Source organism: Bradyrhizobium sp. BLXBL-03 (genome assembly GCF_051853015.1).
Taxonomy (GTDB): domain Bacteria; phylum Pseudomonadota; class Alphaproteobacteria; order Rhizobiales; family Xanthobacteraceae; genus Bradyrhizobium; species Bradyrhizobium manausense.
The window spans coordinates 4,071,659-4,098,108 of the sequence record NZ_CP182470.1; the positions used below are offsets into that span (position 1 = coordinate 4,071,659).

The 26,450-nt window shown below is 64.2% G+C and carries 26 protein-coding genes; 15 read left to right on the plus strand and 11 right to left on the minus strand.

The annotated features are described in order from the left end of the window. Positions 1-29: 29 nt before the first annotated feature. Positions 30-812 carry a DUF169 domain-containing protein gene (locus tag ACNJX9_RS19605; RefSeq protein WP_057756320.1) on the plus strand — a complete coding sequence of 261 codons (783 nt, stop codon included), beginning with the start codon at positions 30-32 and terminating at the stop codon, positions 810-812. A 9-nt stretch (positions 813-821) separates the two neighbouring features. Next, on the plus strand, positions 822-2,000 hold the full coding sequence (locus ACNJX9_RS19610) for a saccharopine dehydrogenase family protein (RefSeq protein WP_439409934.1): 1,179 nt from the start codon (positions 822-824) through the stop codon (positions 1,998-2,000). Positions 2,001-2,150: 150 nt separating this feature from the next. Here ACNJX9_RS19610 and ACNJX9_RS19615 read toward each other — a convergent pair whose 3' ends face one another. Continuing rightward, the gene (locus ACNJX9_RS19615; protein ID WP_439409935.1) at positions 2,151-3,347 is read right to left on the minus strand and encodes an FAD-dependent monooxygenase; all 1,197 of its coding nucleotides are present in this window, start codon (positions 3,345-3,347) and stop codon (positions 2,151-2,153) included. A 148-nt stretch (positions 3,348-3,495) separates the two neighbouring features. On the opposite strand from ACNJX9_RS19615, the gene ACNJX9_RS19620 reads away from it, so the two are divergent. Next, the gene (locus ACNJX9_RS19620) at positions 3,496-3,972 is read left to right on the plus strand and encodes a MarR family transcriptional regulator (protein ID WP_439409936.1); all 477 of its coding nucleotides are present in this window, start codon (positions 3,496-3,498) and stop codon (positions 3,970-3,972) included. Here ACNJX9_RS19620 and ACNJX9_RS19625 read toward each other — a convergent pair. The 3 genes from ACNJX9_RS19625 to ACNJX9_RS19635 form a co-directional block, all read right to left on the minus strand. Continuing rightward, positions 3,941-5,197 (minus strand): O-antigen ligase family protein, encoded by a 1,257-nt coding sequence (locus ACNJX9_RS19625; protein ID WP_439409937.1) that lies wholly within the window; start codon positions 5,195-5,197, stop codon positions 3,941-3,943. The two genes, ACNJX9_RS19620 and ACNJX9_RS19625, sit on opposite strands and share 32 nt — an antisense overlap. 147 nt (positions 5,198-5,344) lie before the next feature. Continuing rightward, positions 5,345-6,892 carry an undecaprenyl-phosphate glucose phosphotransferase gene (locus tag ACNJX9_RS19630; RefSeq protein WP_439409938.1) on the minus strand — a complete coding sequence of 516 codons (1,548 nt, stop codon included), beginning with the start codon at positions 6,890-6,892 and terminating at the stop codon, positions 5,345-5,347. Between the two features lie 116 nt (positions 6,893-7,008). Then, positions 7,009-8,142: a glycosyltransferase family 4 protein gene (locus ACNJX9_RS19635; protein WP_057756765.1), complete on the minus strand. Its 1,134-nt coding sequence runs from the start codon at positions 8,140-8,142 to the stop codon at positions 7,009-7,011. Positions 8,143-8,337: 195 nt separating this feature from the next. Between ACNJX9_RS19635 and ACNJX9_RS19640 the strand changes: the two genes are divergently transcribed. Next, positions 8,338-10,545: a GumC family protein gene (locus tag ACNJX9_RS19640; RefSeq protein WP_439409939.1), complete on the plus strand. Its 2,208-nt coding sequence runs from the start codon at positions 8,338-8,340 to the stop codon at positions 10,543-10,545. 110 nt (positions 10,546-10,655) lie between these two features. Here the strand turns inward: ACNJX9_RS19640 and ACNJX9_RS19645 are convergent, their stop codons facing one another. Next, positions 10,656-11,837, minus strand: a complete 1,182-nt coding sequence (locus tag ACNJX9_RS19645; RefSeq protein WP_057756304.1) for a GNAT family N-acetyltransferase — start codon at positions 11,835-11,837, stop codon at positions 10,656-10,658. Between the two features lie 129 nt (positions 11,838-11,966). Here ACNJX9_RS19645 and ACNJX9_RS19650 point away from each other — a divergent pair, with 129 nt between their 5' ends. Beyond that, positions 11,967-13,010, plus strand: a complete 1,044-nt coding sequence (locus tag ACNJX9_RS19650) for a polysaccharide deacetylase family protein (RefSeq protein WP_439409940.1) — start codon at positions 11,967-11,969, stop codon at positions 13,008-13,010. Between the two features lie 56 nt (positions 13,011-13,066). On the opposite strand, the gene ACNJX9_RS19655 is transcribed toward ACNJX9_RS19650, so the two are convergent. Next, positions 13,067-13,276: a DUF2842 domain-containing protein gene (locus ACNJX9_RS19655; RefSeq protein ID WP_057756297.1), complete on the minus strand. Its 210-nt coding sequence runs from the start codon at positions 13,274-13,276 to the stop codon at positions 13,067-13,069. Between the two features lie 109 nt (positions 13,277-13,385). Here ACNJX9_RS19655 and ACNJX9_RS19660 point away from each other — a divergent pair, with 109 nt between their 5' ends. Further along, positions 13,386-14,468 (plus strand): COX15/CtaA family protein, encoded by a 1,083-nt coding sequence (locus ACNJX9_RS19660; RefSeq protein ID WP_439409941.1) that lies wholly within the window; start codon positions 13,386-13,388, stop codon positions 14,466-14,468. Here ACNJX9_RS19660 and ACNJX9_RS19665 read toward each other — a convergent pair whose 3' ends face one another. The 4 genes from ACNJX9_RS19665 to ACNJX9_RS19680 all read right to left on the minus strand — a co-directional run bounded on the left by ACNJX9_RS19665 (position 14,469) and on the right by ACNJX9_RS19680 (position 17,891). Beyond that, complete coding sequence (locus ACNJX9_RS19665) at positions 14,469-14,804, minus strand: hypothetical protein (protein WP_057756764.1); 336 nt, start codon at positions 14,802-14,804, stop codon at positions 14,469-14,471. A gap of 159 nt (positions 14,805-14,963) precedes the next feature. Beyond that, positions 14,964-16,244, minus strand: coding sequence for an O-acetylhomoserine aminocarboxypropyltransferase (locus ACNJX9_RS19670; protein ID WP_057756761.1), 1,281 nt, complete (start codon positions 16,242-16,244; stop codon positions 14,964-14,966). A 137-nt stretch (positions 16,245-16,381) separates the two neighbouring features. Continuing rightward, complete coding sequence (locus ACNJX9_RS19675; RefSeq protein ID WP_057756291.1) at positions 16,382-16,966, minus strand: CoA-binding protein; 585 nt, start codon at positions 16,964-16,966, stop codon at positions 16,382-16,384. Positions 16,967-17,066: 100 nt separating this feature from the next. Then, positions 17,067-17,891, minus strand: coding sequence for an enoyl-CoA hydratase (locus tag ACNJX9_RS19680; protein ID WP_439409942.1), 825 nt, complete (start codon positions 17,889-17,891; stop codon positions 17,067-17,069). 86 nt (positions 17,892-17,977) lie between these two features. Here ACNJX9_RS19680 and ACNJX9_RS19685 point away from each other — a divergent pair, with 86 nt between their 5' ends. From ACNJX9_RS19685 to ACNJX9_RS19710, 6 genes are all read left to right on the plus strand, one after another. Then, positions 17,978-18,406 carry a PaaI family thioesterase gene (locus tag ACNJX9_RS19685; RefSeq protein ID WP_057756285.1) on the plus strand — a complete coding sequence of 143 codons (429 nt, stop codon included), beginning with the start codon at positions 17,978-17,980 and terminating at the stop codon, positions 18,404-18,406. Positions 18,407-18,564: 158 nt separating this feature from the next. Then, positions 18,565-19,029, plus strand: a complete 465-nt coding sequence (gene rplM, locus ACNJX9_RS19690) for a 50S ribosomal protein L13 (protein WP_057756282.1) — start codon at positions 18,565-18,567, stop codon at positions 19,027-19,029. Positions 19,030-19,031: 2 nt separating this feature from the next. Beyond that, complete coding sequence (rpsI, locus tag ACNJX9_RS19695) at positions 19,032-19,514, plus strand: 30S ribosomal protein S9 (protein ID WP_057756279.1); 483 nt, start codon at positions 19,032-19,034, stop codon at positions 19,512-19,514. Between the two features lie 229 nt (positions 19,515-19,743). Next, positions 19,744-20,964 carry a diguanylate cyclase gene (locus tag ACNJX9_RS19700; RefSeq protein WP_439409943.1) on the plus strand — a complete coding sequence of 407 codons (1,221 nt, stop codon included), beginning with the start codon at positions 19,744-19,746 and terminating at the stop codon, positions 20,962-20,964. A 57-nt stretch (positions 20,965-21,021) separates the two neighbouring features. After that, positions 21,022-21,258 (plus strand): hypothetical protein, encoded by a 237-nt coding sequence (locus ACNJX9_RS19705; protein WP_057756275.1) that lies wholly within the window; start codon positions 21,022-21,024, stop codon positions 21,256-21,258. A gap of 99 nt (positions 21,259-21,357) precedes the next feature. Then, a complete protein-coding gene (locus ACNJX9_RS19710; RefSeq protein WP_057756272.1) occupies positions 21,358-21,654 on the plus strand; it encodes an antibiotic biosynthesis monooxygenase family protein in 297 nt (98 codons plus the stop codon). A gap of 16 nt (positions 21,655-21,670) precedes the next feature. On the opposite strand, the gene ACNJX9_RS19715 is transcribed toward ACNJX9_RS19710, so the two are convergent. After that, entirely contained in the window at positions 21,671-22,810 is a 1,140-nt protein-coding gene (locus ACNJX9_RS19715; RefSeq protein WP_439409944.1) for an AI-2E family transporter, read from the minus strand. Positions 22,811-23,063: 253 nt separating this feature from the next. Between ACNJX9_RS19715 and ACNJX9_RS19720 the strand changes: the two genes are divergently transcribed. The 3 genes from ACNJX9_RS19720 to ACNJX9_RS19730 all read left to right on the plus strand — a co-directional run bounded on the left by ACNJX9_RS19720 (position 23,064) and on the right by ACNJX9_RS19730 (position 26,370). Then, entirely contained in the window at positions 23,064-23,837 is a 774-nt protein-coding gene (locus tag ACNJX9_RS19720) for a gamma-glutamyl-gamma-aminobutyrate hydrolase family protein (protein ID WP_057756266.1), read from the plus strand. A gap of 401 nt (positions 23,838-24,238) precedes the next feature. Next, a complete protein-coding gene (locus ACNJX9_RS19725) occupies positions 24,239-25,612 on the plus strand; it encodes an NfeD family protein (RefSeq protein WP_439409945.1) in 1,374 nt (457 codons plus the stop codon). Then, entirely contained in the window at positions 25,612-26,370 is a 759-nt protein-coding gene (locus tag ACNJX9_RS19730; protein WP_409363916.1) for a slipin family protein, read from the plus strand. The genes ACNJX9_RS19725 and ACNJX9_RS19730 overlap by 1 nt, the downstream gene beginning before the upstream one ends. Positions 26,371-26,450 lie beyond the last annotated feature (80 nt).

Below are 26,450 nucleotides of genomic sequence, written 5' to 3' on the forward strand. Positions count from 1 at the left end.
AACGCAAACGAGCCGTCGGGAGGCTTCCAATGCAACAGCAGAGTGCAGACCGGATCGATCTTGCCGGTCTCGTCGCCGATCTCAACAATCTGTTGCGGCTGAAGACCACGGTGATCGGCATGAAGCTGTTCGCGCGTGCCGAAGACATGGAAGCGATCCCGAAGATCCGGCGGCCGACTGCGATCCACACCACCGACCAGATCGTCAGCATGGCCTCGCGGCTCGGCTGGACCGTGGGCATCACCGGCGACGATCTCGTCGGCAACCAGTGCCGCGCGGTGATCGGCCTCAGCCCTCAGGACGAGAAATGGCTCGCCGGCGAAAACTATGTCGGGGTCTGGCATGGCACCGCGGAGGATGCGCGCAAGCGCCAGGAGGCGCTGGACGTGGTTCCGTTTGGGCAGTATCAGGCGCTCGCGGTCAGCCCGCTCGCAAGCGGCCGGCTCGATCCGCCCGACATCTGCCTCGTCTACGCCACGCCCGGCCAGATGATCATCCTGATCAACGGGCTGCAATATACCGGCTACAAGAAGTTCGAATGGGGGGTGGTCGGGGAGACCGCGTGCGCGGATTCCTGGGGGCGGGCGCTGAAATCAGGCGAGCCCAGCCTGTCCTTGCCATGCTATGCCGAACGGCGCTATGGCGGCGTGCCTGATGAGGAGATGCTGATGGCGCTGAAGCCGCATCATCTCGCCAAGGCAATCGAAGGCATGAAGGCGCTGGCCAAAAACGGTCTGCGCTATCCGATCCCGCCCTATGGAATTCAAAGCGACGTCCGCGCCGGCATGGGCGTGAGCTACGCAAAGAAGTAAAGGCCAGTCATGAGCTCTGCGAAATTCGACATCGTCGTCTACGGCGCGACCGGTTTCACCGGCCAGCTCGTGGCCGAATATCTGGCGGCGCATTACAAGAACGACAAGCAGCTCAAATGGGCGATGGCTGGACGAAGCCTCGACAAGCTGAAATCCGTGCTCGATGCGATCGGCGCGCCCGCCGACACGCCGCTGATCGTGGCGGATGCGTCGGACGCTGCATCGCTGAAGGCAATGGTCGCGCAGACGAAGTCGGTCATCACGACGGTCGGGCCGTATCTGCTTTACGGCAATGAGTTAATTGCTGAGTGTGCGGCCACGGGCACCGACTATTTCGATCTCTGTGGCGAGGTGCCGTGGATGCGCCGCATGATCGACACCCATCTTGCCGCCGCGCAGAAATCAGGCGCGCGGATCATGTTCTCCTGCGGCTATGACTCGATTCCATTTGAACTCGGTGCCTTCACCGCCCAGGAAGAGGCCAAGCGTGTGTTCGGCGCCACGGCGCCGCGCGTGAAGGGCCGGGTGCGCGAGATGCGCGGCACGTTTTCGGGCGGTACGGCGGCGAGCAGCAAGGCGATCTTCGCCGCTGCCGCGCAGGATCCAAGCCTGCTAGCCTTGTTACGAGATCCCTTCGCGCTGACGCCCGACTTTGAGGGACCGAAGCAGCCGCCAGGCAACAAGCCAGTCTACGACGAGGACCTGGAGACTTGGCTGACGCCCTTCTTCATGGCGAACATCAACACCCGCAACGTGCACCGCTCCAACATGCTGCTCGGCTTCGCTTACGGCCGAGACTTTGTCTACGACGAGATGCAGATTGCCGGTCCAGGTGAGGAGGGCAAGGCGGCGGCAAAGGAAATCGTCGCCGCTAACAACCGGATGGCGACGCAGGCTCCGCCGAAGCCAGGCGAGGGGCCTTCGAAGGAAGAGCGCGAAAACGGCATGTACGACCTGCTCTTCGTCGCGATTGCTCCGGATGGCCGTCAGGTCCGCACTTTCGTGAAGGGCGACCGCGATCCCGGCTACGGCTCGACCTCGAAGATGATCGCCGAATGCGCCGTCTGCTTGTTGCGCGATGCAACGGATGTTCCCGGGGGAATCTGGACTCCGGGCGCAGCGATGCAGCACAAGCTGATCAAGCGGCTGCAGGAGAATGCCGGGTTGACGTTTGGGGTGGAGGAGTAGGGCTTTCTTCGCCTCGCACCGCTTGCGGGGAGAGGCCGACGCGCGGCCGGTGAGGGGGAGTCTCTGCGAGTCCAACTCTCGCCGCTTTTGCGGAAGCAGCCCTCACCGCAACCCTCTCCCCGTAAGAACGGGGAGAGGGGGAAGATGAAGCTACGCCGCCCTCGCGTCATAGGCGTACATGAAGTCCATGCCCTTCGAGCCCAGTGGCAACAGAAGTTTGATCATGTGATTTCTCATCCACGCGCCGGCGGCGCTGAACTCGCGTTTGTTGTTGCCGTTGCGCCGGGCGATGGCGACGATCTTTTCCGCGCGCGGCCGACGTTCGGCTTCGAAGGCCTGGAAGGTCGCCGTCAACTCCTGACCCTCCTGCATCAGCCGGGCGAGCCGCATCGCATCTTCCAGCGCGAGCGAGGCGCCCTGTCCGGCATGCGGGCTGGTTGCATGGGCGGCGTCGCCGATCAGCAGCGATCGCTTGCGTGACCAGGTCGGCAAGGTTGCGACGTCGAAAGTGTCGGTGACCACAATGTTCTCGGCCGCCTCGATGATCCCAGGGATCGGATCGTGCCAGCCCTGATGGAAGCCGCGCAGATGCTGCTTCAGCGCCTGTGCGTCGAGCGCGCGAAACATCGCGGCATCCATGCCGTGCGCGGGCTGCGTGCTCCACCACATTGCGCCGCCCTTGGGATCCGGGCTGCAATAGCCGTAGCCGAAGAAGCCGCTCTGTCCGAACGTGGTCTCGACACGCCCGCCGATCGCCCTGCCGCCGAGGGCCGGATGAGGGACGAAGCCGCCGAAGCCGATCAGTCCGGTGTTGAAGGGTTTGGGACCATCAGGCACAACCTGGCGCCGCGTGATCGAATGCACGCCGTCGGCGCCGATCAGAAAATCGCCCTCCGCGGTGGTGCCGTCGGCGAAATAGGCGATGATGGGCTGGTCGCCGCGATCCTCGATCTTGATCAGGCGCTTGTCGAAATAGAGCGACGCGCACGTGCACCAGGCCTTGTCGATCAGCATCTCGTTCAGCGAGGCGCGGCAGACGTTCACGGCGGGTTGGCCGAACCGCCGCGCCATGTCGCGGTTGATCGAGCCGAGCCGTCGACCGTCTTGCGAATAGAAGTCGAAGGATTCCGCGATCGAGCCGCGGCTGATCAGCTCGCCGGCAAGCCCGATCTCGTCCATGACATGCATGCCGTTCGGCGCGATCTGGAGGCCGCCGCCGATGCCCTTGGAGTAGGGCCAGGCTTCGTAGACCGCGGATTCGATGCCGGCGCGGCGCAGCAGGATCGCAGCGACGGGCCCGGCAATGCCGGCGCCGATGATGAGGGCCTTGCGGGGACGGTGAGGCATTGGCTTGCTCCCGAGGTTTCCGTGGTGCTAGGAGAAATTAAGGCCACTAATTCTCTTAGTGGCTAAGATATATATCGGCTAAGATATGAGGTGGGCGTTGTCAAGGGCAAAGGCTCGCGCGGCGTTGCTGGGAGAATTGGAAGAGGCGATGCGACGGTCGTCCGCGCAGGGCGTGCTCTATGGGCAAGCCGTTGCGAACGTGGCTGGAATTGCCAATTCCGACCTCGAATGCATGGACATTCTCTCTCTCGAGGGGCGCGTGACCGCGGGCAGGCTTGCCGAGGTGACGGGGCTCACGACGGGCGCCATCACCGGCGTGGTCGATCGGCTCGAGAAGGCAGGGTTCGTGCGACGCGAGCGTGACGAGGCCGATCGTCGCAAGGTTTTCATCACCGTCGTGCCCGAGACCGCGAAGAGGATCGGCCAGCTCTATGTGCCGATGCAGCAGGCGATGGAGAAGGTCTTCAGCGCCTATACCGACGAGGAGCTGCGCCTGCTGCTGCGTTTTGCCAATGAGGGCTACGAGGGCGTGGTCGCAGCGACCGCAGCATTGAAGGGCCTGCTTGATACGCCACCGGAGCAGCGGCCCGATCTCAAGCTGAAGGAGCGTCCTCGCCGGACCTGACCTTGTAGGCCTGTGCGGCCGCGATCATGCCCCACATCGCGCCCAGCATCATCCAGAAATGGCGCCAGTGGTCGGTGTCGATCACGAAACTTTCGCCGACGGTGCCGACGAAGGCGGAGAACACCGCGAGGTAAGCGCGCTGCCAGGGCACGCGGACGAAGATGTGGCGCAAGCCGGTGATGACGGTGGTGAAGACCAGCGCCGGATAGCAGACGCCGGAGAGCCAGCCGCCGGACATGAAGGCGTTCAGGTAGGAGTTGTGGGTGTCTTCGGGGAAGTAGCGGTGGAATTGCAGGGGGCCGATGCCGAACGGCAGGTCGAGCGCCATCTCCGCACCGAGGATGTGGCGGCCGAACCGGCCGAAGCGGCCTTCGTCATAGCTCTGGTCGAAGCTCGCGCGCTGCTTGAACATCTCGGCGACGGAATCGAACGACAGCAGCACCGCGATCAGCGCCAGGCCCAGCACGACCGCGACGATCGCCATGACGATGATGCGTGAGCGCTCGGCATTGCTGCGGCTGGTCAGCACCATCAGTGCCAGCATGAAGGCAGAGGTCAGGATCAGCCCGCCCCAGGCGGCGCGGGAAAAGGCGAGCAGGATCGCCAGCGACATAATGGCGAAGGCGATGGCGTTGCGGAACGCCTTGGCGAGCTTGTCCGAGACCACGCTCTGAAGTGCAAACAGCGCCGGCAGGATCAGGAACGCGCCAAGCACGTTCGGGTCCTTGAACGTGCCGCGAGCGCGCTCGTAGAGCGTCAACAGATCGTGGCCGCCGGGGACCAGGTTGAAATAGCCTGATATAGCCGAGAGCGAGGCGATCATCGCGCCGACCGCGAGGCCACGGCGCAGCATGTCGAGCCGCGCCGCCGTGTCCTCGGAAATGACCATGGCAAAGAACACCACGGTGACGGCCATGTACCAGGAGGTCGCGATCCAGCTTGCGACCTCCGACTGGTCGAGCAGCGGGATCGCGCCGATGGTGTAGCCGACATTGAGCAGCACCAGGGCAAGCACCAGCGGCATCAGCACGAGCCGCAGGCGCAGGCCGGTGGCAAAGAAGGCGACGGTGGCGAGCAGCGTCGCGATCTCGTAAGGGCTCGGCTCGATGAAGACGATAGCGCCCGAGGCGCCGACCAGCCAGACCAGCGCGCGCTGGAGGGCAAGCACGCCGGGCGCAGCCGGTGCGGCTACGTTCATTCCACCGGCAGTTGCCGCATACGCCATCACACGCTCACGCAAATCTCACGCCACAAATACCGCTGTCATCGCCCGGCTTGACCGGGCGATCCAGGACTCTGCGGCGCCTGTTGCGGAAAACGGCTGGCGCCTCGGCGTACTGGATGCCCCGTCAAGCCGGGGCATGACGGAAACTCAATACGCGTTCTCGTTCTTGGTCAGCAGCGAGAGCGGCGTTTTCAGGAGAATGACGAGGTCGAACAGCACCGACCAGTTCTCGATGTAGTAGAGGTCGAACTCGACGCGCTTCTGGATCTTCTCTTCATTGTCGATCTCGCCGCGCCAGCCGTTGATCTGAGCCCAGCCGGTGATGCCGGGCTTGACGCGGTGGCGGGCGAAATAGCCGTCGACGGCCTCGTCGAACAGCCGGCTCTGAAGCTTGCCCTGCACCGCGTGTGGACGCGGGCCGACCAGGGAAAGATTGCCCGAAAACACCACGTTGAAGAGCTGCGGCAGCTCGTCGAGGCTGGTTTTGCGGATGAAGCGGCCGACGCGGGTGACGCGCGGATCGTTCTTGGTCACGACCTTCGAGGCCGTCGGGTCGGCCTGGTGGTGATACATCGAGCGGAATTTATAGACGTCGATGCGCTCATTGTTGAAGCCGAACCGCTTCTGGCGGAACAGGACGGGACCGGGGCTGTCGAGCTTCACTGCCAGCGCCACCAGCGCCATCACGGGAAGGGCCGCAAGCAATGCGAGGCTGCCGACGACGCGGTCGAACAGCCATTTCATCACCAGATCCCAATCGGTGATTGGTGCCTCGAACACGTCGAGCGTCGGCACCTCGCCGAGATAGGAATAGGAACGGGGCCGGAAGCGCAGCTTGTTGGTGTGCGCGGAGAGACGGATGTCGACCGGCAACACCCAGAGCTTCCTCAGCATCTCCAGGATGCGCGTCTCCGCCGAAATGGGCAGCGCGAACAACACGAGATCGACGCGGGTGCGCCGGGCGAATTCGACGATGTCGTCGACCTTGCCGAGCTTGCGCGCGCCGGCGCAGGTATCGAGCGCGCGGCTGTCGTTGCGGTCATCGAACACGCCGAGCACGTGGATGTCGGAATCCTCCTGTGCCTTCAGCGCCTCGACCAGCTGCTCGCCGTTGCTGTCGGAGCCGACGATGATGGTGCGGCGATCGAGCCGGCCCTGGCGCGCCCAGCTGCGCACCAGCGAACGAAGGATGAGGCGCTCGGCGATCAGCGCGGCGAGGCCAAGGAAATAGAAGGCGGCGAGCCATAGCCGCGAGACCTCGCTGCCGAACTTGGCGAAGAAGGAGACGCCGATGAACAGCAGGAAGACGAACGACCAGGACGAGATCATCCGCGTCATCTGCCGGAGTTGGCCGCGGAACAGCTGCACCTGGTAGATGTCCGCGGCCTGGAAGCAGACCACGGCTGCGACTGCGACAGCGACGATCTCTAACGGATAGACCCAGCTGAAGCCGTTGTGCGGCATGACGTAGCCGGCATAGACGGCGATGCCCACCACGATGAGCAGCACGAAGTCGATGGCGCGCACGACGCCGGCAATCACGATCGGCGAATAGGCGCGGGCGACTTTCTGATTGACGATCTCGAGCGCAGCCGGCGTGAGCCGGCGGCGGCGTTCCACGAAACTAGTCCCGGCAGGCCGGGCCGCGGCGCTGGTCGCGGCATCGAGCATCGAGCGTGCGTTGAACGGTTCCACGGGCGTCTACGTCCATTCCAAAAGCTCGCGGCACGGCTTGGCGCCCCGGGCTTCCAATCCCCTGGCGTCGATTATCGGACAAATCGGAAGATTCTCTAAAGCCGGCTTAAGGGTGGTTAATGATTGGCAAATGCATCGCGGTAGCCCGCGAGCACGCCTTCGACCATCGCGGCTTGCGAGAAATGCGCCGAGATGCGCTCGCGCAAGATCGATGCGCGCTGCGCGGTCGCCTGCGCGTCGTCCAGCGCGGCCGCGATCGCCTCAGCCATGGCTTCGGCGTTGCTGGCGGCGAACAGCGCCGGACTGTCGGGCCCGAAAATCTCCGGGATGCCGCCGACGCGCGCTGCGATCATGGGAATACCGGCCGCACCGGCCTCGATGACAACATAGGGCATGGAATCGCCGCGCGAGGGGACGACCAGCAGTCGCCCCTTGGAAAAGCCGTAACGCGCCTTGACGTGGCCGATGAAGCGGATCGCCTCCTTCAGGCCGAGCCGCTCGACCTGCGCCTTCAGCGCCGCGGTCTCCTCACCGTCGCCGCCGAGCGTCAGCGTGACTTGCCTGCCGCTCTCGCGCAGCCGCGCCACCGCGTCGACCAGGAGGTCCGCGCCCTTGATGTGCCTGAACTCGCCGACATAGCAGAGGTCGGTAGCGTCATCGGCGATAGCGACGGGTTCGAACTCTTCCGGCGTCACGCCGTTGAAGACGCAATGCACCACGCCCTTGGGCGTACCGACGATGCGCTGGTAGGTGTCGCGCGCAAAAGCGCTCTCGAACAGGAACAGATCCGTCGCGTCCATCAGCGAGCGTTCGAGGCGCGCGTAAAATTCCCCCTTCAAGGTGTTGAGCGGATAGTGCAGCGAGCCGCCATGGGGCGTGTAGATGCGAATGGTGTCGTCAGCGCGGCGCCGCGCGCGAACGAAAGCGCCGGCCTTGGCGCCGTGGCCGTGCAAGACGTCGGGCTTGAGCGCGGCAATCAGGCGGCGCATGCGCAACCAAACCAGAAAATCCTCCACCGAGGGTTCCCGGCGGATCGCCATCCGATGCACGCCGAGCTTCAACCGCGGCGCAACTTCGGCCAGCGCCTTGTCCGCGCGCTCGCCACCGGTGAGGCTGTCGGCGAGAATCCCGACGTGATGGCCGCGATCGACCTGACCGTTGGCGACGTCGAGGATGTGCCGGAAGATGCCTCCTACGGGCGCGCGTACGGCGTGCAGAATGCGAAGCGGCCGGTCAGGAGAGGGAGGCATGATCAAAACCAGCGCGCGAAACTGGACAAAGTTTCTCGAAATATCGATGCGATTAAGGACCCCTCGTGGTTAACAAACGGTGACGAACGCTTCTGCGTTGCATGCCAGAGGTCGCGATTAACCCAGCAGCAACCTTAATGGAGTGTAATCGGCCTCATTGAGGTACACGAGTGGCTTGCCCTGCGGGAGTGTTCGATGCGTTTAGCGTTCTGGCGTGCCGGCAAGGACAAGGCCGTCATCGAGCGAGCCGTTTCGAACACCAAGCCCCGGGTCGAAGCCAAGCCGGCGCCGATCGTTGCAAGGCAGGCGCCAGCCGAATCCGGTGACATCGATCTGCATGCGCTCGGCGGCGCGCTCGCGCGCAAGCGCGGCTGGATCATCGTGCCGACGGTGTTGGCCCTCGTCGCCTCCGTCGCGATCGTCAATCTCATCACGCCGCGCTACAAATCCGAATCGCGCATCCTGATCGACGGCCGCGAGAACGTCTTCCTGCGGCCGAGCAGCGATCGCAGCACGGAGGAGCGGCAGGCACTCGACCCCGAGGCCGTCACCAGCCAGGTGCAGCTTGTGCTGTCGCGCGATCTCGCGCGCGAGATCATCAAGAAGAACAAGCTGGCCGAACGGCCGGAATTCGACCCGGTCTTGCAAGGCATCTCGCCGCTGAAATCGCTCGCGGCGCTGGTCGGCGTCGGCCGCGACCCGTTCTCGATGACACCGGAAGAGCGCGTGCTCGATGCGTATTATGATCGCCTTCAGGCCTATGCCGTCGACAAGTCGCGCGTGATCGTCGTCGAATTCCAGTCGCAGGATCCCGAGCTCGCCGCGCGCGTCGCCAATTCAATCGCCGACGGCTATCTCGTGCTCCAGCAGAATGCGCGACAGGACCAGGCGCGCAACGCCAGCCAGTGGCTGGCGGGCGAGATCGAGAACCTGCGCAAAAAGGTTTCCGAGGCCGAAGCCAAGGTCGAGGACTTCCGATCCAAATCGTCACTGTTCGTCGGCACCAACAACACCACGCTGTCGAACCAGCAGATGGGCGAGGTCAATACCCAGCTCAACAATGCGCGCGCGCTGAGGGCCGACGCCGAGTCCAAGGCGCGGCTGATCCGCGAGATGCTCCAGAGCGGCAAGCCGATCGAGGCGTCCGAGGTCGTGAACTCCGAGCTGATGCGGCGCTTGTCGGAACAGCGTGTAACGCTGCGCGCCCAGCTTGCCGAACAGTCTTCCACGCTGCTCGGCAATCATCCGCGCATCAAGGAACTGAAAGCGCAGCTGAGCGATCTCGATGGTCAGATCCGCGACGAGGCGGCAAAAATCTCGCGCTCGCTTGAAAACGATGCGCGGATCGCCGGCGGCAGGGTCGACGGCCTGACCACGAGCCTCGAGCAGCTCAAGAAGCAGGCGACCTCGACCAACGGCCAGGACGTTCAGCTGCGGGCGCTCGAGCGCGAGGCCAAGGCGCAGCGCGACCTGCTCGAGACCTATCTTGCCAAATATCGCGAGGCCAATACCCGCGAAACCATCGACACCGCGCCGACCGAGGGCCGCATCATCTCGCGTGGCATCGTCTCGAATACGCCGGCCTATCCGAAGAAGCTTCCGATCGTACTGATCGCGACGCTTGCGACGCTGCTGCTGTCCTCTGGTGTTGTCGTCACCGGCGAGCTGCTGCGCCAGACCGCGCCGCGCGCCGTCGCGACGCTCGCCCCCGCGGCGGTTCGTCGCGAGCCTGTTGTCGATCCGGTGGAGACGGTTGCGGCACCGCTCCAGCCGGAGATGACTGATGATGCCGACGTCAGCGAATTGGCCGAAATCGGACAGCTGGCCGAGAGCCTGAGGGCTGCCGGTGCAGCTGCGAAGAAGGTCACCGTGCTCGGCACCGCATCGGGCGAGGCGATCACGCTGTCGGCGCTGACGCTCGCACGGCATCTGGCACGCGAGGCGCGCGTCGTCGTGGTCGATCTCGCCGCATCCTCGCCGACGATATCAGCGGTGTCGGTCGATCCGGTGTCGCCCGGTCTTGCCGAGCTGATGCAGGGGCAGGCCTCGTTCGCGCAGATCATTACGCGCGACAAAGTCTCGCGGCTGCATCTCGTCCTGGCCGGTCGTCCAGGCTTCGACCAAAGCCTGCTCCAGTCGCCGCGGGTGACGCTCGCAATCGATGCGTTGCTGCGCGCTTACGATTACGTGCTGCTCGACGCCGGTGGCGCTTCCGAATTGCCGGCAGAACTCTTGACGACGAATGCCCGCGCTGTCGTGGTCCCCGACGCGTCGATGGAGGCTGATGCGCGTACGCTCATGTGCGAACAGCTCAAGGCCGTCGGCTTCAGCGAGGTGACGATGTTGAGCCGGCCCGTGCAGCCGTCGAACGCCGGCGAGACTGCGCGCGTGGTGGCGGCATAAGTGATCTTACCTCAGTGGGCAAAGGCGCGCTTGCGCTGCCCCACCACTCTCTCCGATCGCGCGCAGAACGTGGGCACGCTTCGCTTTGCCCCCCCTACGACAATTCGTCGCTACCCGAACGCCTGCCTTAGCCGTCGGGCCAGGTCGAACAGCATCTGGTTCTGCTTCACCAGGCGCTTGCCGTGGTTGATCGAGGACATCGCCGCGGCCGCGAGCCTGCCGCGCGGGGTCAGGGGCACGAAGCTGTCGAAGATGTCCTCGTCATCCTTGCAGAACATGCGCTTGTAGTCGTCCGATCCGATGCCGAGGTCGAGGGAGCGGTAGCCGCGCTCGCCGTAGCGGTCGATGATGTAGCGCACCAGGATCAGGCCCGGGCTGTAGCGGGCGTGCTCCGACATCGTGTAGGTGTTGAACATCATCGAGAAGCGCTGGCCGTCGGCAACGCCGGCGAAGATCGCGATCACCTCATCGTCGCATTCCAGCGCATGAATATCGATGACGTGCCCTTCGCCGCGCGGTGCCAGGCAGGCGCTGCGGATAAATTTCTCGACGATGGGCTCGGCGAAGACGTTGGGCAGCTTCTGCTCAGCCATCCGCGCCGGTTTGACGCGGAAGAACCAGTCGAGCAGGCGGGTGACGTCCGCGTCCGATGTGGCGAGGTGATAGCGGTAGCCGGCAAGCGCCTGGAGCTTCTTCTCCTTGCTCTTGAGCCGGCGGCGGAAGGAATTGCTGATCCGCGATGCGGGCGGGCCGCCTGGCTCCATGACCAGTACCGGGCAGCCGTTGATTGCGCTCTGCTGCGGCAGGAATGCGAACGGATTTTGCTGATCGTGCCAGCGCTTCGGTTGCTGCGTCAGCGCGAGGACGTCGACCCGGTTGCGCAGCGGTGCGATCAACGCGTCGAGGTCGCTAGCGACGGCTTGTGCTGCGAACTCGGCGTTCCACAGTCCCATGTTGAAGGTCGTATGCTTGCCGCCCATGAAGCAGGCCGTGCGCACGCCGTGACCTCGGCGCAATGCCAGCGGAAGCAGGGCGAGCGGGTTCTGCTCGGCATCGCGCGCGATCACGATGAAGGGGCGGGCGCCTTCGTGCTCCCCGACCGATCGTTGCCAGGTGCCCAGGAGATCGAACCGCTGATAGGGCGTGAAGAGGTGGCCGGGCTCCTCGAGCGCGCGCCAGACTCTCTCGGCTTCACCGAGATCGGCGACGATATCGACATGCGCAATACGGCTGGCTTTGGACCGCGCTGGCGATTCCGCCGTCCGGCTTTGCATCGCCGCAGCCATGGTCATGCGCGAAACCTGTCGAGAAAGCGAAAAATACGTATTTCGGCCTGTGGCCGACCTTTGCAAATAAATGTCAACAAAGGGTAATGACAATGGGGCAGGGAACAGGCTGCCGGCAAAGGCGAAGGTGGGGTATTGGCATCCGACGGCAGATGGGTGCAGCGGTTGCGGCTCGAACTGGCCTGGTTCTCGGGCCGACCCTTGCTGCGCAGCCGCGGCGCGGGCGCCATCCTGCGCTTCGAGCACGTGCGGCCGCGGCGAAGCGGCGCGTTCCAGCCGCTGCGCGAACACGAGATCACGCCACAATTCCTCGATCGTGCCATTCGTGCGCTGAAGCGCTGGGACTATGAGTTTCTCGGCATGGACGAGGTTTGTCGGCGCGCGGTGACGTTGCCGGAGAAGCGGCGCTTCGTGGCACTCACCTTCGATGGCACGCCCAAGGACCTCATCAGCTTTGCCTATCCGGTGCTGACGCGCCACGCCGTGCCGTTCACGCTCTATGTTCCGACCGCCTTTCCCGACGGCGTTGGAGAAGCGTGGTGGCTTGGGCTCGAGCAGGTGATCGCGCGCGAGAGCCGGATCAGCCTGATGATGGGCGACAAGGAACAGCGCTTCACCATCACTGATAATGCCGAGAAACAGGCACTGTTTTGGCATCTCGAGGGTTGGCTGCGCTCGCTGCCGCCGGCGGATCTCTCGGCCGCGATTGCCGATCTCTGCACACGCTACAGCATCGATCTCGCTGCACTCTCGCGCGAGGCGTCGATGGATTGGGAGGATCTGGCGAGGCTGGCTGCCGATCCGCTGGTCGCGATCGGCAGTGCGACCGTGAACTATCCCAACCTCGCCAACATGAAGGATGCGGCGGCGCTGCGCGAGATGACGATGGGCAAGGCGGTGGCGGAAGCCGCGTTTCGCCGTGAGGTCAGGCACCTGGCATATCCGTTCGGCGATCGGTCCTCATTCCGGCGCAGCCACGTCGTGATGGCGGAAGAGGCGGGCTTTGCCAGCGCGGTATCGACCATCCCGGGTATCGTGGATGCGCAAGGGCGCACCAATCTGCGGGCGTTGCCTCGGATCTCCTGGGACGGACGGGTGCGCTCGCTGCGCATGATGCGGGTGCTGGTGTCGGGCATTGCCTTCGCACCGGTGAAACCGACGGGCAGCGCTACGAGCTGACGCCGCGATGGTTAGAGCCTTCGCAACCGACAAACGCGCAGGCGCGTTTGCGGGGGTTACGCCCGGTCCGGCCGCTGCATCCAGCTCACGATCGGCATCGCCGGCAGCACCCAGCCCATGCCGACCACCACGTAGTAGATCGCCTGACGCCAGCCGGATACGGCGATCCACGGCATCTGCGCCGCCGCCATGCCGAGCAGGGCCCAGACGGTGGCCAGCACCAGGAGCAGAATGGCGCCGAGGAACTTGCGGGTGCGGATCGTCATGGCGGGGACTTGCGGCTTTCGCGTAACTTGCGCTGCGGGAGCGGGGGACTATAAGGGGCACGCAGTCCGGTTCAAGTCTGTTGGTCACAAGGCTTGGTTTGTCCCTGAAATGACGACGATTTCCGCCCCAACCCATCCGCATCGCGCCGTGCGCTGGTGGCTGATCTCCGTGGCCGCCCTGATCGCGCTGATGGTGCTGGTCGGCGGCGCGACACGGCTGACGGAATCCGGCCTGTCGATCGTCGAGTGGAAGCCGGTCACCGGCAGTATTCCGCCGCTGTCGGAGGCGCAGTGGACCGACGCCTTCGAGGCCTACAAGAAGATCCCGCAATATCGCGAGCTCAATGCGGGGATGAGCCTGTCCGAGTTCAAGGAGATCTTCTGGTGGGAGTGGAGCCATCGGCTGCTCGGGCGCTTCATCGGCATCGCCTATCTGTTGCCGTTCCTGTTCTTCCTGTGGCGCGGCGGCTTGGCCAGTGAGCTGAAGCGGCGGCTGTGGCTGCTGTTCGCGCTCGGCGGCCTCCAGGGCGCGGTCGGCTGGTGGATGGTGGCATCAGGACTGTCTGAAAGGGTCGAGGTGTCGCAATATCGGCTCGCAACACATCTGGTGCTGGCGCTGCTGATCTTCGCTGGCATCGTCTGGACGGTGCGGCGGCTCGAGGAGCGGCCGCAGATTGTCGCGCCTGTAAGGCTGCGCATCACCAGCGCGCTGCTGCTCGTCGTGACCTTCGTCCAGATCTATTTCGGGGCGTTGGTCGCAGGCCTGCGCGCGGGCCGCGCCTACAACACCTGGCCGCAGATCGACGGCGCGTTCATTCCATCGGTCGAGCGGCTGTGGTTCGAGACACCGTGGTGGCGCAATATGTTTGACAATGTGCTGACGGTGCAGTTCGAGCACCGGATGACGGCCTATCTGCTGTTCACGCTGGCGGCGCTGCATGCGTTCGACGCGCTACGCTCGCGCGCAGGCGCGGCAACGCGGGGGGCGCTCGGGCTGTTCGCGGCGGTCAGCTTGCAGGTGGTGCTCGGCATCCTCACGCTGCTCAACCAGGTGCCGATTGATCTGGCGCTCTCGCACCAGGCGGTCGCGATCACCGTGCTGACATTGGCGGTGATGCAGGCGGAGCGGCTGGCGTCGCGGCAGAACGCGGAAGCGCAGCCGCGCGCGGTTCCGGTGGGACAGCCCGGCTGATCAGCAATAGCCGTAGACGCCGCACGCATAGGGCAGGCGCCAGAAATAATCGACCTGCTTCCCGCCGTAATACCCGCCCTGATAATCGTAGCTCCAGGGGCGGCCATAATATCCAGGCAACGTATGCGAGCCCGGCAACAGCGGGGTGCCCGGCAGATTGCTGACGTAACTGCCGATGCCATCCGCGGGCGAGATCAGCGCGTCCGGATCGGTCTCGACATAGACCCTTGGCGGCGGAGCTGCGGCCCTTCGCTTCGGATGGGACGGCAAGTCGGCGGCAAACGCTGCCGAGGCCGTCAGCGTTGCCGCAAGGGCAGGTACCATCCAGCGCAGCATCATCGGCTCCGAATCAAGGGGCGATCCAGGGATGATGTATGGGGCAGGGATGGTTAATGACTGTTAAGCAAATCGTCATTCCGGGGCGCGCGAAAGCCCGAACCCGGAATCTCGAGGTTTCGGGTTCGGTGCTTCGCACCGCCCCGGAACGACAGGATGTTACGCGCCCAGCGCCTGTTCCAGGTCGGCGATCAGGTCTTCCTTGTCCTCGATGCCGATCGAGAGCCGAACCACATCAGGACCGGCGCCGGACTTCACCTTGGCGGCGTCGTCGAGCTGGCTATGGGTGGTCGAGGCCGGGTGGATGACAAGCGAGCGGGTGTCGCCGACATTGGCGAGGTGCGAGAACAGCTGCAGCTTCGACACCAGATTGACGCCGGCGTCGTAGCCGCCCTTGAGGCTGAAGGTGAACACCGCGCCTGCGCCCTTCGGCGCATATTTGCGTGCGAGCTGGTTGTACTTGTCACTCGGAAGGCCCGCATAGCTCACCGAAGCCACCGCCGGATGGCCGGCGAGGAATTCGGCGACCGCCCTGGCGTTGTCGCAGTGCTTCTGCATGCGCAGCGGCAGGGTCTCGATGCCGGTCAGGATCATGAAGGCGTTGAACGGCGACAGCGCAGGGCCAAGGTCGCGTAAGCCGAGCACGCGGCAGGCGATCGCGAAGGCGAAATTGCCAAAGGTCTCCTGCAGGCGGATGCCATGATATTCGGGGCGCGGTTCCGACAGCATCGGATATTTGCCGCCGGTCGACCAATCGAAGGTGCCGGCATCGACGATGATGCCGCCGAGCGAGTTGCCGTGACCGCCCAGAAATTTGGTCAATGAGTGCACCACGATGTCGGCGCCGTGATCGATTGGGCGGATCAGATAGGGCGAGGCCAGGGTGTTGTCGACGATCAGCGGCACGCCGGCCTTGCGCGCCACCGACGAGATCGCCTCGATGTCGGTGATGCTGCCGGCGGGATTGGCGATGGACTCGATGAAGATCGCCTTGGTGCGCGGCGTCACCGCGCGCTCGAAGCTCGCGATATCGTCGGGATCGGCCCACACCACGTTCCAGCCAAAGCTCTTGAACGCATGCGTGAACTGGTTGATCGAGCCGCCATAGAGTTTTCGCGCGGCGATGAATTCGTCGCCGGGCTGGAGCAATTGCTGCAAAACCACGACCTGGGCGGCATGGCCCGAAGCGACCGCAAGCGCGGCCGTGCCGCCCTCGAGCGCGGCAACGCGCTCCTCCAGCACCGCGTTGGTCGGGTTGCCGATGCGGGTATAGATGTTGCCGAAGGCCTGCAGGCCGAACAGCGAGGCGGCGTGGTCGGCGTCGTTAAAGACGAACGAGGTTGTCTGATAAATCGGAGTGGCGCGTGCACCGGTGGTCGGGTCGGGCTGTGCACCGGCATGCACGGCGAGGGTGGAAAATCCCGGAAGGCGATCGCTCATTGAGGCGTCCTGTTCTTGTGGTCTGAAATCGCGCGGCATGCTGATCGGCACCGCGGTCGGCGTCAAGCCGCGGCTTCACATCGCAACGATCGTGCTACGCATCGACGCGTTCGCGAAACGAATCCTTCGCAAGTGCGTCAGCTTTGCTCGCTCTTGTTCTTGGCTGCGCGATCGGAGGCCGCGGTGTCGCCACCGCCGACGCTCATCCGGTTGAGGGAGAGGCGCATGCCCTGCGTCGGCGCCGGCGCGCGCTTGGAGGAGAGCGTGCGTGAATTGACGCCCATCCAGGAGATCTCGGACGACAGCCGGCCATATTCGATCTTGGGGCAACGGTTCATCACGACCTTGATACCGGCCGCTTCCGCCTTTTCAGCTGCCGCATCGTCACGCGCGCCAAGCTGCATCCAGATCACCTTCGGCAGCGGGTCGAGCGTCAGCGCCTCCTCGACCACTGGCATGATGTGGCTGGAGTTGCGGAAAATGTCGATCATGTCGACGGGGCGGCCGATGTCGCGAAGCGAGGCGACGAAGGGCTTTCCGAGCAGCTCCTTGCCGACATGTCCAGGGTTGATCGGGATCATGTCGTAGCCGCGCTGCGCCAGATATTTGAACGCGAAATAGCTCGGCCGCACGTTGACCGGCGAGGCGCCGACCATGGCGATCGACTTCACACTGTTGAGGATGCCGCGGATGTAATTGTCGGGATAGGCGTCGTGATTCATGGTTTCTTTCCGTCATTCCGGGGCGCGCGATAGCGCGAGCCCGGAATCTCGAGATTCCGGGTTCGGCTCTGCGAGGCCCCGGAATGACGATGCTAGAGTGTCACTCATCCCGCCAGGTCGGCGTGCGCTTCTCGATGAAGGCGCCGATGCCTTCTTCGGCATCGCGGGCCATCATGTTCTCGGTCATCACCTCTGCCGCATAGCGATAGGCGTCGGCAAGGCTCATCTCGGCCTGGCGGTAGAACGCCTCCTTGCCGAGCTTGACGGTGTAGGCGGATTTCAGCGCGACCTGTTGCGCCAGCGCAATGGCGGCGTCGCGTTCGGTGCCGGCGGCGACCACGCGATTGACGAGGCCGATCTCGCGGGCGCGCGCAGCTGGGACCGGCTCGCCTGTCAGCAGCATCTCCATCGCCTGCTTGCGCGGCACGTTGCGCGACAGCGCCACCATCGGCGTCGAGCAGAACAGACCGATGTCGACACCGGGCGTGGCGAAACTCGCCGCTTCCGAGGCGATCGCAAGATCGCAGCTCGCGACGAGCTGGCAGCCGGCCGCCGTCGCAATGCCCTGGACGGCAGCAACCACGGGCTTGGGCAAATGCACGATCGCCTGCATCATCGCGCTACAGGCATTCATGGTCTGGGCGAAGAAGGCGCGGCCGCGGTCCGGATCGCTGCGGCGGGCGGTCAGTTCCTTCACGTCGTGACCCGCCGAGAAGGCGGCACCATTGGCCGCGAGCACGACGGCGCGGACGGCCTTGTCGTTGCCGATATCATCGAGCTCTGCATGCAGGGCGGCGATCATCGTCGTCGACAGGCTGTTGCGCGCCGCCGGCCGGTTCAAGGTCAGCACAGCGATGGGCCCGACCATTTCGCGCAGCAGAATTGGCTGATGAGGAGCGGGGGCGCGGGCGGCCTGGGTAGACATCGTGGCGTTTCCGATTGGATTATTGCGGTTAGATGATGCAGATAACCTAGTGTAGCAGGCGACGTGAAGCGAGGGTGGGGAACGGCATGGCGGCAGCGAAAATGAGCGTGGCGGAGCTCGAGCAGTTTCTCCGCGACGAATTCCCCCAGGCCTTCAGCGGCGACGACATTACGATCGAGAGCGCGGACGGCCAGACCTGCCTTTTACGCCAGCGCTACGGCGAGAAGATGCTGCGGCCGGGTGGAACCGTATCCGGCCCAACGCTGATGGCGCTCGCCGATTTCGCCATGTACGTGGTGCTGCTGTCAGCGATCGGGCCGATCGGACTCGCGGTGACCACCAATCTCAACATCAACTTCCTGCGTAAGGGCCAGCCCGGTCAGGACGTGCTGGCCGAGGCCCGCCTGCTCAAGCTCGGCAAGCGCCTTGCGGTCGGGGAGGTCAAGTTGCTGTCCGGGACGTCGCCCGATCCCATCGCCCATGTCACCTCGACCTATTCCATTCCAAATGTTTGAGCTTTTCGCAGGTAATATTGCACCATATTTTTAAGTCGTTGATTCTATTTACGTAAATTCGATCATCGGGCATTGACCGTTGCGCGTCTCTTCTCTAGAAACCGGCCCAGTCCGGCGTGGTGTTCGCGCCGCTATTCCCCGTCCACGGAAACTCTGACATGAAAACCTTTTCGGCAAAGCCGGCCGAGGTGACGAAGAAGTGGGTGCTGATCGACGCCAAGGGTCTGGTCGTCGGCCGTCTCGCCACCATCGTCGCCATGCGTCTGCGCGGCAAGCACCTCCCGACCTACACCCCGCACGTTGATTGCGGCGACAACGTCATCATCATCAACGCGCAGCATGCCGTCCTCACCGGTCGCAAGCGCGAGCAGAAGACCTATTACAAGCACACCGGCTATGTCGGCCACGTCAAGGAGCGCACCGCGCGCCAGATCCTCGAGGGCCGTCACCCCGAGCGCGTGCTCGAGAAGGCGGTCGAGCGCATGATCCCGCGTGGTCCGCTCGGTCGCGTCCAGATGGGCAACCTCCGCGTCTACGGCGGTGCCGATCATCCGCACGAGGCCCAGACGCCCGAGAAGCTTGATATCGCCAAGTTGAACCGCAAGAACACGAGGGCCGCATAATCATGGCCGAATCCATTCAGTCGCTCGACCAGCTCTCGCAGCTCAAGACCGCAGCCGTCGCGCCCGATGCGCCCAAGCACGAGAAGAAGGTCGACAAGTTCAACCGCGCCTACGCCACCGGCAAGCGCAAGGACGCGGTGGCCCGCGTCTGGATCAAGCCAGGCGCCGGCAAGGTCACGGTCAATTCGCGCGAGGTCGAGGTCTATTTCGCTCGTCCCGTGCTGCGCATGATGATCGAGCAGCCGTTCTCCGTGGCCCAGCGTTCGGGCCAGTACGACGTGATCTGCACGGTCGCTGGCGGCGGTCTGTCCGGCCAGGCTGGCGCCGTGCGTCACGGCATCTCCAAGGCTCTGACCTATTTCGAGCCCGAGCTGCGCAGCGTGCTCAAGAAGGGCGGCTTCCTCACCCGCGACTCGCGCGTGGTCGAGCGTAAGAAGTACGGCAAGGCCAAGGCCCGCCGGTCCTTCCAGTTCTCGAAGCGTTAATCGCTTCGGTCACATTCGCCGCGAAAGCGGCTTCAATGAGAAGCAAAAAGGCGCTGATTTCAGCGCCTTTTTTGTTGTTCGTTTGTACGCAAATTGAGCGCGTGTTTCCCGAAAACTTGGGCCCGCGTGAAAACCTGAATGGAACTCGCCGGACCTAGCGTCGCATCTGGAAGGGCGCGCAAGTCGGCTGGGCCGATCGCGTAACTGCTATGTTTAGAAGGGGGCCGACATGATGTCGCTCGATAGCATCACGCTCTATTTGGTCGCCACGATGGTCGCCGCATTGCTCGGCGCCATGATGGTGTTTTTCGGCAAACAGGAGAACAGCCCCGCGCTGAAATGGTGGGGCAGCGCCTATCTGCTCGGCGCGTCCTCTGTCGCGCTGTGGACCGCGACCGGCGACAAGCTCGGCCCGTATCTCTATCTCGCCTTGAACGCGGTCGGCTTTGTCGCCTGCGGCATGGTGTGGAACGCGGCGCGCGTCTTCCACGGCCGCAAGCCGAACTGGCCGGGTCTCGTATTCGGCGCACTGGCCTGGGTCGCGGCCGCCACGCTGCTCGATCCCACCGCCTCGATGCTGCGCATGATCATCGGCGCCGGCATCGTCTCGGTCTATGCGGCCCTGACCGCGAGCGAGCTCTGGGTGGAGCGGCGCAAGAGCCTGCAACGGCGCTGGCCGGCCTTCGTCGTGCCGGTCATGCACGGCTGTGTGCTGATGCTGCCGATCCTGATCGGCAGCTTCCTGCGGCCGCACGATGCCGGCTTCTCCGCCAGCGTCTGGGTCACCGTATTCGCGGTCGAACTCATCCTCTATGCCGTCGGCACCGTGTTCGTGATCTTCATGCTGGTGTCGGAGCGCACCGTGACCGCGCACCGCACCGCGGCGTCGACCGATCCCTTGACCGGCATGCTCAACCGCCGCGGCTTCTCGGAAGCCTGCGCAAGGATGATCGACCGCGAGGCCAAGGGCGGCCGCCCTGTCACGGTGATGATCTTCGACATCGACCATTTCAAGTCGATCAACGACCGCTTCGGCCATCCCGCCGGCGACGAGATGCTGAAACTGTTCTCGACCATCGTCGTCAACAATTTGCGCATCTCGGACCTGTCTGGCCGCATCGGCGGTGAGGAATTCGCCGCGCTGCTTCCCTGCGCGCTCGAGGAAGGCGTGCTGGTCGCCGAGCGCGTGCGCGAGGCGTTCGAGACATCAGGCGTCGTGGTCGAGGAGGGCCCTGTCGACACCACCGTCAGCATCGGCGTGGCGGGCGGGCCTGCCGGCACCGAGCTCGAAGTGTTGCTGGCCTCGGCCGATACCGCGCTCTACCAGGCCAAGCGCGGCGGCCGTAACCGCGTCGAGGCGGCGGAGGAACTGCCGCTGTCGCTGGAGAACTGGCGCCGCCAGAACGCCGCGCGGATTGGCATTCCCAAGGCACAGCCGGCAACGGCCTGAGGTGGTTGGGGCTTGCGGTAATCGTCTGTTTACCATTCGGTTCCTACCATTGCCGTCATGGAATCGATCCGTCGACAGAACCCGCAAGCCGCCCTGATGTCGCTCGAAGCCGCCGCAAGCTCGGCACGCGGCGGTTTCGCCTGTCTGTTCTCGACCGCGGACGAATACGAGACGGCGCTGATTGCCGAGCGCCGCGCCCAGGGGCGCTACATCAAGAGCCGGAGCTATTGGCCGTTCACGTTGTTCCTCGGCTGCGCGCTCGTCGTCGCCGGCACCGCGCTGCTGTTTGCCTGAGAGCGTCGCATTTTCGGCCGGGCAGGGCGCCGTTTCGGCGCCTTTTTCTTTGCTTCCGTCTGCGCTAGACACGGCCACCAAACAATGGGGTGGAAACCGATGATCACCGAGATCGCGCAAATCGACGTCAAGCCGGGCAGCGAGAAGGACTTTGAGGCCGCCGTCGCCAAGGCCAAGGCCGCCTTCGGTCGCTCGAAGGGCTTTCACGGTTTTGAGCTGCACAAGTCGATCGAGAAGCCGCAGCGCTACCGGCTGATGGTGAAATGGGCGACGCTGGAAAACCACACCGTCGATTTCCGCGGCTCCGAGAATTTCACCGAATGGCGCGGCCTGGTCGGCCAGTATTTCGCCTCGCCTCCTGATGTCGAGCACACCGAGACCGTGCTGACGACCTGAGCTACGGCACGACGCCTTACGCCGCCTCGGCGAGAGGCGGCGCCTCATACGTCTTGAAATGATCGATCATGACCTTGGCAATGGCGACCAGTGGCAGCGCCAGCGCGAGGCCCCAGATTCCGAAGACGACGCCGAGCAGGATCTGGAAGGCGAACAGCGTGGCCGGCGGGATGTCCAGCGCCTGGCGCTGCAGCAGCGGCGTCAGCACGTAGCTCTCCATCGCATGCACACCGAGGAACAGGATCAGCGCCGATAGTGCCGGGATCCAGCCCGAGGCGAGGCTCGCCAGCACCACGACGACGCCGGCGATGATGGCGCCGACCGTCGGGATGAAGGCGAGCAGGCCGGCCTGAATCCCCAGGATGAACGAGCCGGGGATGCCGATGATGGCAAGCCCGATCCAGGTCACGGCGCCGACCGCGAGCATGACGATCATTTGCGCCATCAACCAGCGCTCCAGCGTTTCGCTGATGCGGTCGACAATCAGAGCAACACGGGTGCGATGCTTCGCTGGTGTCAGGAACAGCAGGCCGTCGTGATAGACGCTTGGCTGGGCGGCGAAGGCAAGTCCCAGAAAGAACAAGATGAAGATGTTGCCGACGCCATGGATGGTGCCGAGAAGCAGCTTGAAAGTCTGGCTGACGATGGCTCCGCCGCTGGAGGCCAGGGCGTCAGCAGCGGGCAGGGGACCGCGCTGCGTCGCAGCTCGCGGAGACGTCGAGTCCGGTGGCGTCGTGGCCGAGCCGTCGGATGCCGCATTGCCGAAATCGAAGAAGCTGGTGTCGATGCCATGACGATCCAGCAAGGATTTTACCGAGCCGATCTGCGATTTGATGGTCTTGCTCAGCGCCGAGGCTTGATCGGCAATGGTAGCGCCGCCGAGATAGGCGACGCCCGCGAGCAGGATCGCAAGCACGGCGCAAACCATTGCAAGCCGGACCGCATGGGGAAGGTGGACCAGGCGGCCGAGTGCATTGGTCAGCGCGTTGAGCCCGACGCCGAGCAGCATGCCGGCGAAGATCAGCAGCACGGTGGCGGCAAAATACCAGGTGAAGGCGAGCAGTGCCGTGAACAGCACCACGGCGATGCCGCCGACGGCAATAGCCCACGCGAGGTCGGTGCGGGTCCGGGGCCGTTCGTCTCTGGAAATGGTCACATCGGATCCTTTTCGGGCTGCATCGAGCACTCTTCGCAAATTGCCGCCGGCAATCAAGCAGGGGCCGAGCCGATTTGGCCCGAGAGCCGGCCTTACGGCCAACGCGTCCGGAGCCAAGGGGTGCCTTTTGGGGTGCCCTCCGCCCAGGATTTGCGCGAAAATGGCATTGCCGTCCTGCGATCCCTTCTGTTGAATATGTTCCATACGAGGGGCATGTTTGGAGAATCTTCTTGCGGAGAGGTCGGAACGGGAGATGAGAAAGCCGGTCGTCGGCGTGATCGGGAACGCCCATCGCGTCGAAAATCGATTTCAGGTCCAGATGGTCGGTGAGCGCAATCTGCGCGCCGTGGCCGAAGTTTCCGGCGGTTTGCCGGTGATGTTCGCGGGCGCGCCCGACATTACCGATATCGCCGCGCTGCTCGATACCGTGGACGGCATCGTGCTCACAGGGGCCCGTGCCAACGTGCACCCGACGCGCTTCAATGTCGATCCCTGCGAGAAGCACGAGCCCTACGACGTCCACCGCGACGAGGTCGCGCTGGCGCTTTCGGTCGCCTGCGTCGCGCGCGGCATTCCGCTGTTCGGCATCTGCCGCGGCTTGCAGGAGATGAACGTCGCCTTCGGAGGCTCGCTGCATCCCGAGATCCGCGAAATCCCCGGCCGCATGAACCACCGCATGCCCCGGCTCGAGAACGGGGAAATCCATCCCGACCCGACTGTCGTGTTCGCCGACCGCCACGACGTCGACCTCACGCCGGGCGGCGCCTTCGCCAAAATCCTCGGCTGCGAGAAGATCCGGGTCAATTCGCTGCACGGGCAGGGCATCCTTGATCCCGGCAAGCGCGTGCTGATCGAGGGCGTCGCCGAGGACGGGACCATCGAGGCGATCCGCATCGCGGAAGCACCGAGCTTCGCGCTCGGCGTGCAATGGCACGCCGAATACGACCCGCAGCGCAATCCCATCAACCGGAAACTGTTCGAAGCTTTCGGCGAAGCGATGGTGGCGAAGCAGAAGGCGGCGGCGTAGGGACACAGGCGAGAGGTCGTAGGGCACGCTTTCGCCTCCTCTCCATCTCGGATTCGGGATTGCGTCGCTGCTTAAACCAATCGGCAAGAATTGGTTCGCGATGTTGTTGCGATTCCGATTCGTTCTTTGCGAACGAAATGGAGTCAGATGCAGAACGAAAATAGCAGCCACGCCTTCGCGATTTCGCGACAGATTTCGCCCGGGCTGGGTCTCCTTTCCCGCTTCTTCGGAATAGGAAGGAGTTGCCCTCCTTAGCGCACCTATCCGGGAATGACGTTGTCCTCATGAGTGCCGCCGTTCGACCCCGCCCATTGCATCGCACAATTGCACTTGCCGGCGACCTCCCTCCGCATTGAGGTTTGTGTGACGGCCACCATATCTTCGGCAAGGGAGCCCTTGCCGTGCAGATCATGAAGGCGGCCCTCGTTGCGGCGATCGGAATCGTCGCTTGTCTTGCCAGTCTCCGTCCCGGCTCAGCGGAGGATCACCGCCGTCTTGCACTCACGGTCAGTATCGATGGCGCCATTGGCCCGGCGTCGGCGAGCTATGTGAGGGAGGCGCTGGTCAAGGCAAGCGAACGACGCGCCGAGATCGTGATCCTTCGCTTGAATACGCCCGGCGGCCTGAACTCCAGCATGCGCGAGATCATCGCGGATGTGCTCGCCTCGTCCGTTCCTGTCGCCGGCTATGTCGCGCCGCCTGGCGCCCATGCGGCAAGCGCCGGGACCTATATCCTGTATGCCACCCATATCGCGGCGATGGCGCCGGGCACCAATATCGGGGCCGCCACGCCGGTGCAGATTGGCGGGCCGCTTCCGGGCTTGCCGAGCGGTACGCCCGATAAGGACAACAAGGACAAGAAGGACGAGCCGAAGGACGCGATGACGGCGAAGGTGACGAACGATGCGGTCGCTTTCATCCGCAGCCTTGCCGAGCTGCGCGGCCACAATGCCGATTGGGCGGAGAAGGCGGTCCGAGAAGCCGCCACGCTGTCCGCCAACGGCGCGTTGCAGGCGCATGCCATCGACATCGTCGCGCGCGATGAGGCCGATCTGCTCGGGCAAATCGATGGTCGAATGGTCGAACTCGGCGGCGGCACGACGCAGCGCCTGGCGACCCAGGACGCCGTCATCGAAGCCGTCGATCCCGGCACGATCTCCCGATTCCTGGCTGTCATCACCGATCCCAACGTCGCGTTCATCCTCCTGATGGTCGGCATTTACGGCCTCGTCTTCGAGTTCATGTCGCCCGGCACCGTTGCTCCGGGCGTGATCGGGACAATCTGCCTGCTGCTCGGCCTCTACGCCCTCAACATGCTGCCGATCAATTATGCCGGGCTCGGCCTGATGCTGCTCGGCATCGCGCTCCTTGCCATCGAGGCTTTCAATCCGACCGTCGTGATCGGCCTTGGAGGCGTCGTCGCCTTTGTGCTCGGCGCCATCATGCTGGTCCGGGTGGAGTCGCCCAGCTACCGGTTGTCGTGGTCGGTCATCGCCATCGTCGCGGCGATTTTCGCGGGGTTCGTTCTGGTCGTGCTCGGTGCGGTCAGGCGCGCCCGCCGCGGTTCGCCACGCGTCGGCGCGCAGGCGATGCGAGGCTTGATCGCCGAGGTGCTCGACTGGAACGAGAACGAGGGGCACGTCTTTACGCATGGCGAACGCTGGCAAGCGCGCGGCGCCGACACCTTCAAACCCGGAGAAAGGGTCGAGGTCGCCAGTATCGTCGACTTGACCCTGGTGGTTCGGCGGCCGAGCGGTGAGGGAGGTCAAGTCTGATGTTCGAATATTCGCTTTATGCAGTGCTTGCGCTCATCATCGTCCTGTTTCTCACCCAGGCCGTTCGCATTCTCAGGGAATACGAGCGCGGCGTGATCTTCACGCTCGGCCGCTTCACCGGGGTGAAGGGTCCGGGCCTCGTCATCCTCATTCCGGTCGCGCAGCAGCTGGTCAAGGTCGACCTCAGGGTGATGGTGCAGGTGGTGCCGCCGCAGGATGTGATTTCGCGCGACAATGTCTCGGTCAAGGTCAATGCCGTTCTCTACTTCCGCATCGTCGATCCCGAGCGCGCCATCATCAAGGTCGGCGACTACATGGCCGCGACCAGTCAGCTCGCCCAGACCACGCTGCGCTCGGTCCTTGGCAAGCACGAGCTCGACGAGATGCTCGCCGAACGCGACAGGTTGAACGCCGACATCCAGGAGATCCTCGACAAGCAGACCGATGTCTGGGGCATCAAGGTGACCGGCATCGAGATCAAGGACGTCGATATCAACGAGACCATGGTGCGCGCGATCGCCAAGCAGGCCGAAGCGGAGCGGTTGCGGCGCGCCAAGGTGATCAACGCGATGGGCGAACAGCAGGCCGCCGAAAAGCTGGTCGAAGCGGGGCGGATTCTCGCGCAGGAGCCACAGGCGATGCAGCTGCGCTACTTCGCGGCCCTGCATGACATCGCCGGTGAGCGATCCTCGACCATCGTGTTTCCGCTGCCGACGGGCTTGCTCGATCATTTCACGTCGCGGCGTGAGGCGACGTGAGCGTGGATCGGCGTAGATAAGAGGGCAATGAATATCTCGAATAAACCAATTGTCAGGAATTGGTGCGTGCTGATTTTCGC

Excerpts from the sequence above, each read along its gene's own strand:
- ACNJX9_RS19615 (WP_439409935.1), bottom strand. The coding sequence starts at position 3,347 with ATGCCTCACCGTCCCCGCAAGGCCCTCATCATCGGCGCCGGCATTGCC.
- ACNJX9_RS19625 (WP_439409937.1), bottom strand. The coding sequence starts at position 5,197 with ATGGCGTATGCGGCAACTGCCGGTGGAATGAACGTAGCCGCACCGGCT.
- ACNJX9_RS19680 (WP_439409942.1), bottom strand. The coding sequence starts at position 17,891 with ATGTCTACCCAGGCCGCCCGCGCCCCCGCTCCTCATCAGCCAATTCTG.
- rplM (WP_057756282.1), top strand. The coding sequence starts at position 18,565 with ATGAAAACCTTTTCGGCAAAGCCGGCCGAGGTGACGAAGAAGTGGGTG.
- ACNJX9_RS19705 (WP_057756275.1), top strand. The coding sequence starts at position 21,022 with ATGGAATCGATCCGTCGACAGAACCCGCAAGCCGCCCTGATGTCGCTC.
- ACNJX9_RS19660 (WP_439409941.1), top strand. The coding sequence starts at position 13,386 with ATGACGACGATTTCCGCCCCAACCCATCCGCATCGCGCCGTGCGCTGG.
- rpsI (WP_057756279.1), top strand. The coding sequence starts at position 19,032 with ATGGCCGAATCCATTCAGTCGCTCGACCAGCTCTCGCAGCTCAAGACC.
- ACNJX9_RS19670 (WP_057756761.1), bottom strand. The coding sequence starts at position 16,244 with ATGAGCGATCGCCTTCCGGGATTTTCCACCCTCGCCGTGCATGCCGGT.
- ACNJX9_RS19655 (WP_057756297.1), bottom strand. The coding sequence starts at position 13,276 with ATGACGATCCGCACCCGCAAGTTCCTCGGCGCCATTCTGCTCCTGGTG.
- ACNJX9_RS19730 (WP_409363916.1), top strand. The coding sequence starts at position 25,612 with ATGTTCGAATATTCGCTTTATGCAGTGCTTGCGCTCATCATCGTCCTG.
- ACNJX9_RS19640 (WP_439409939.1), top strand. The coding sequence starts at position 8,338 with ATGCGTTTAGCGTTCTGGCGTGCCGGCAAGGACAAGGCCGTCATCGAG.
- ACNJX9_RS19635 (WP_057756765.1), bottom strand. The coding sequence starts at position 8,142 with ATGCCTCCCTCTCCTGACCGGCCGCTTCGCATTCTGCACGCCGTACGC.
- ACNJX9_RS19675 (WP_057756291.1), bottom strand. The coding sequence starts at position 16,966 with ATGAATCACGACGCCTATCCCGACAATTACATCCGCGGCATCCTCAAC.
- ACNJX9_RS19710 (WP_057756272.1), top strand. The coding sequence starts at position 21,358 with ATGATCACCGAGATCGCGCAAATCGACGTCAAGCCGGGCAGCGAGAAG.
- ACNJX9_RS19720 (WP_057756266.1), top strand. The coding sequence starts at position 23,064 with ATGAGAAAGCCGGTCGTCGGCGTGATCGGGAACGCCCATCGCGTCGAA.
- ACNJX9_RS19645 (WP_057756304.1), bottom strand. The coding sequence starts at position 11,837 with ATGACCATGGCTGCGGCGATGCAAAGCCGGACGGCGGAATCGCCAGCG.
- ACNJX9_RS19700 (WP_439409943.1), top strand. The coding sequence starts at position 19,744 with ATGATGTCGCTCGATAGCATCACGCTCTATTTGGTCGCCACGATGGTC.
- ACNJX9_RS19620 (WP_439409936.1), top strand. The coding sequence starts at position 3,496 with ATGCGACGGTCGTCCGCGCAGGGCGTGCTCTATGGGCAAGCCGTTGCG.
- ACNJX9_RS19605 (WP_057756320.1), top strand. The coding sequence starts at position 30 with ATGCAACAGCAGAGTGCAGACCGGATCGATCTTGCCGGTCTCGTCGCC.
- ACNJX9_RS19685 (WP_057756285.1), top strand. The coding sequence starts at position 17,978 with ATGGCGGCAGCGAAAATGAGCGTGGCGGAGCTCGAGCAGTTTCTCCGC.
- ACNJX9_RS19665 (WP_057756764.1), bottom strand. The coding sequence starts at position 14,804 with ATGCTGCGCTGGATGGTACCTGCCCTTGCGGCAACGCTGACGGCCTCG.
- ACNJX9_RS19610 (WP_439409934.1), top strand. The coding sequence starts at position 822 with ATGAGCTCTGCGAAATTCGACATCGTCGTCTACGGCGCGACCGGTTTC.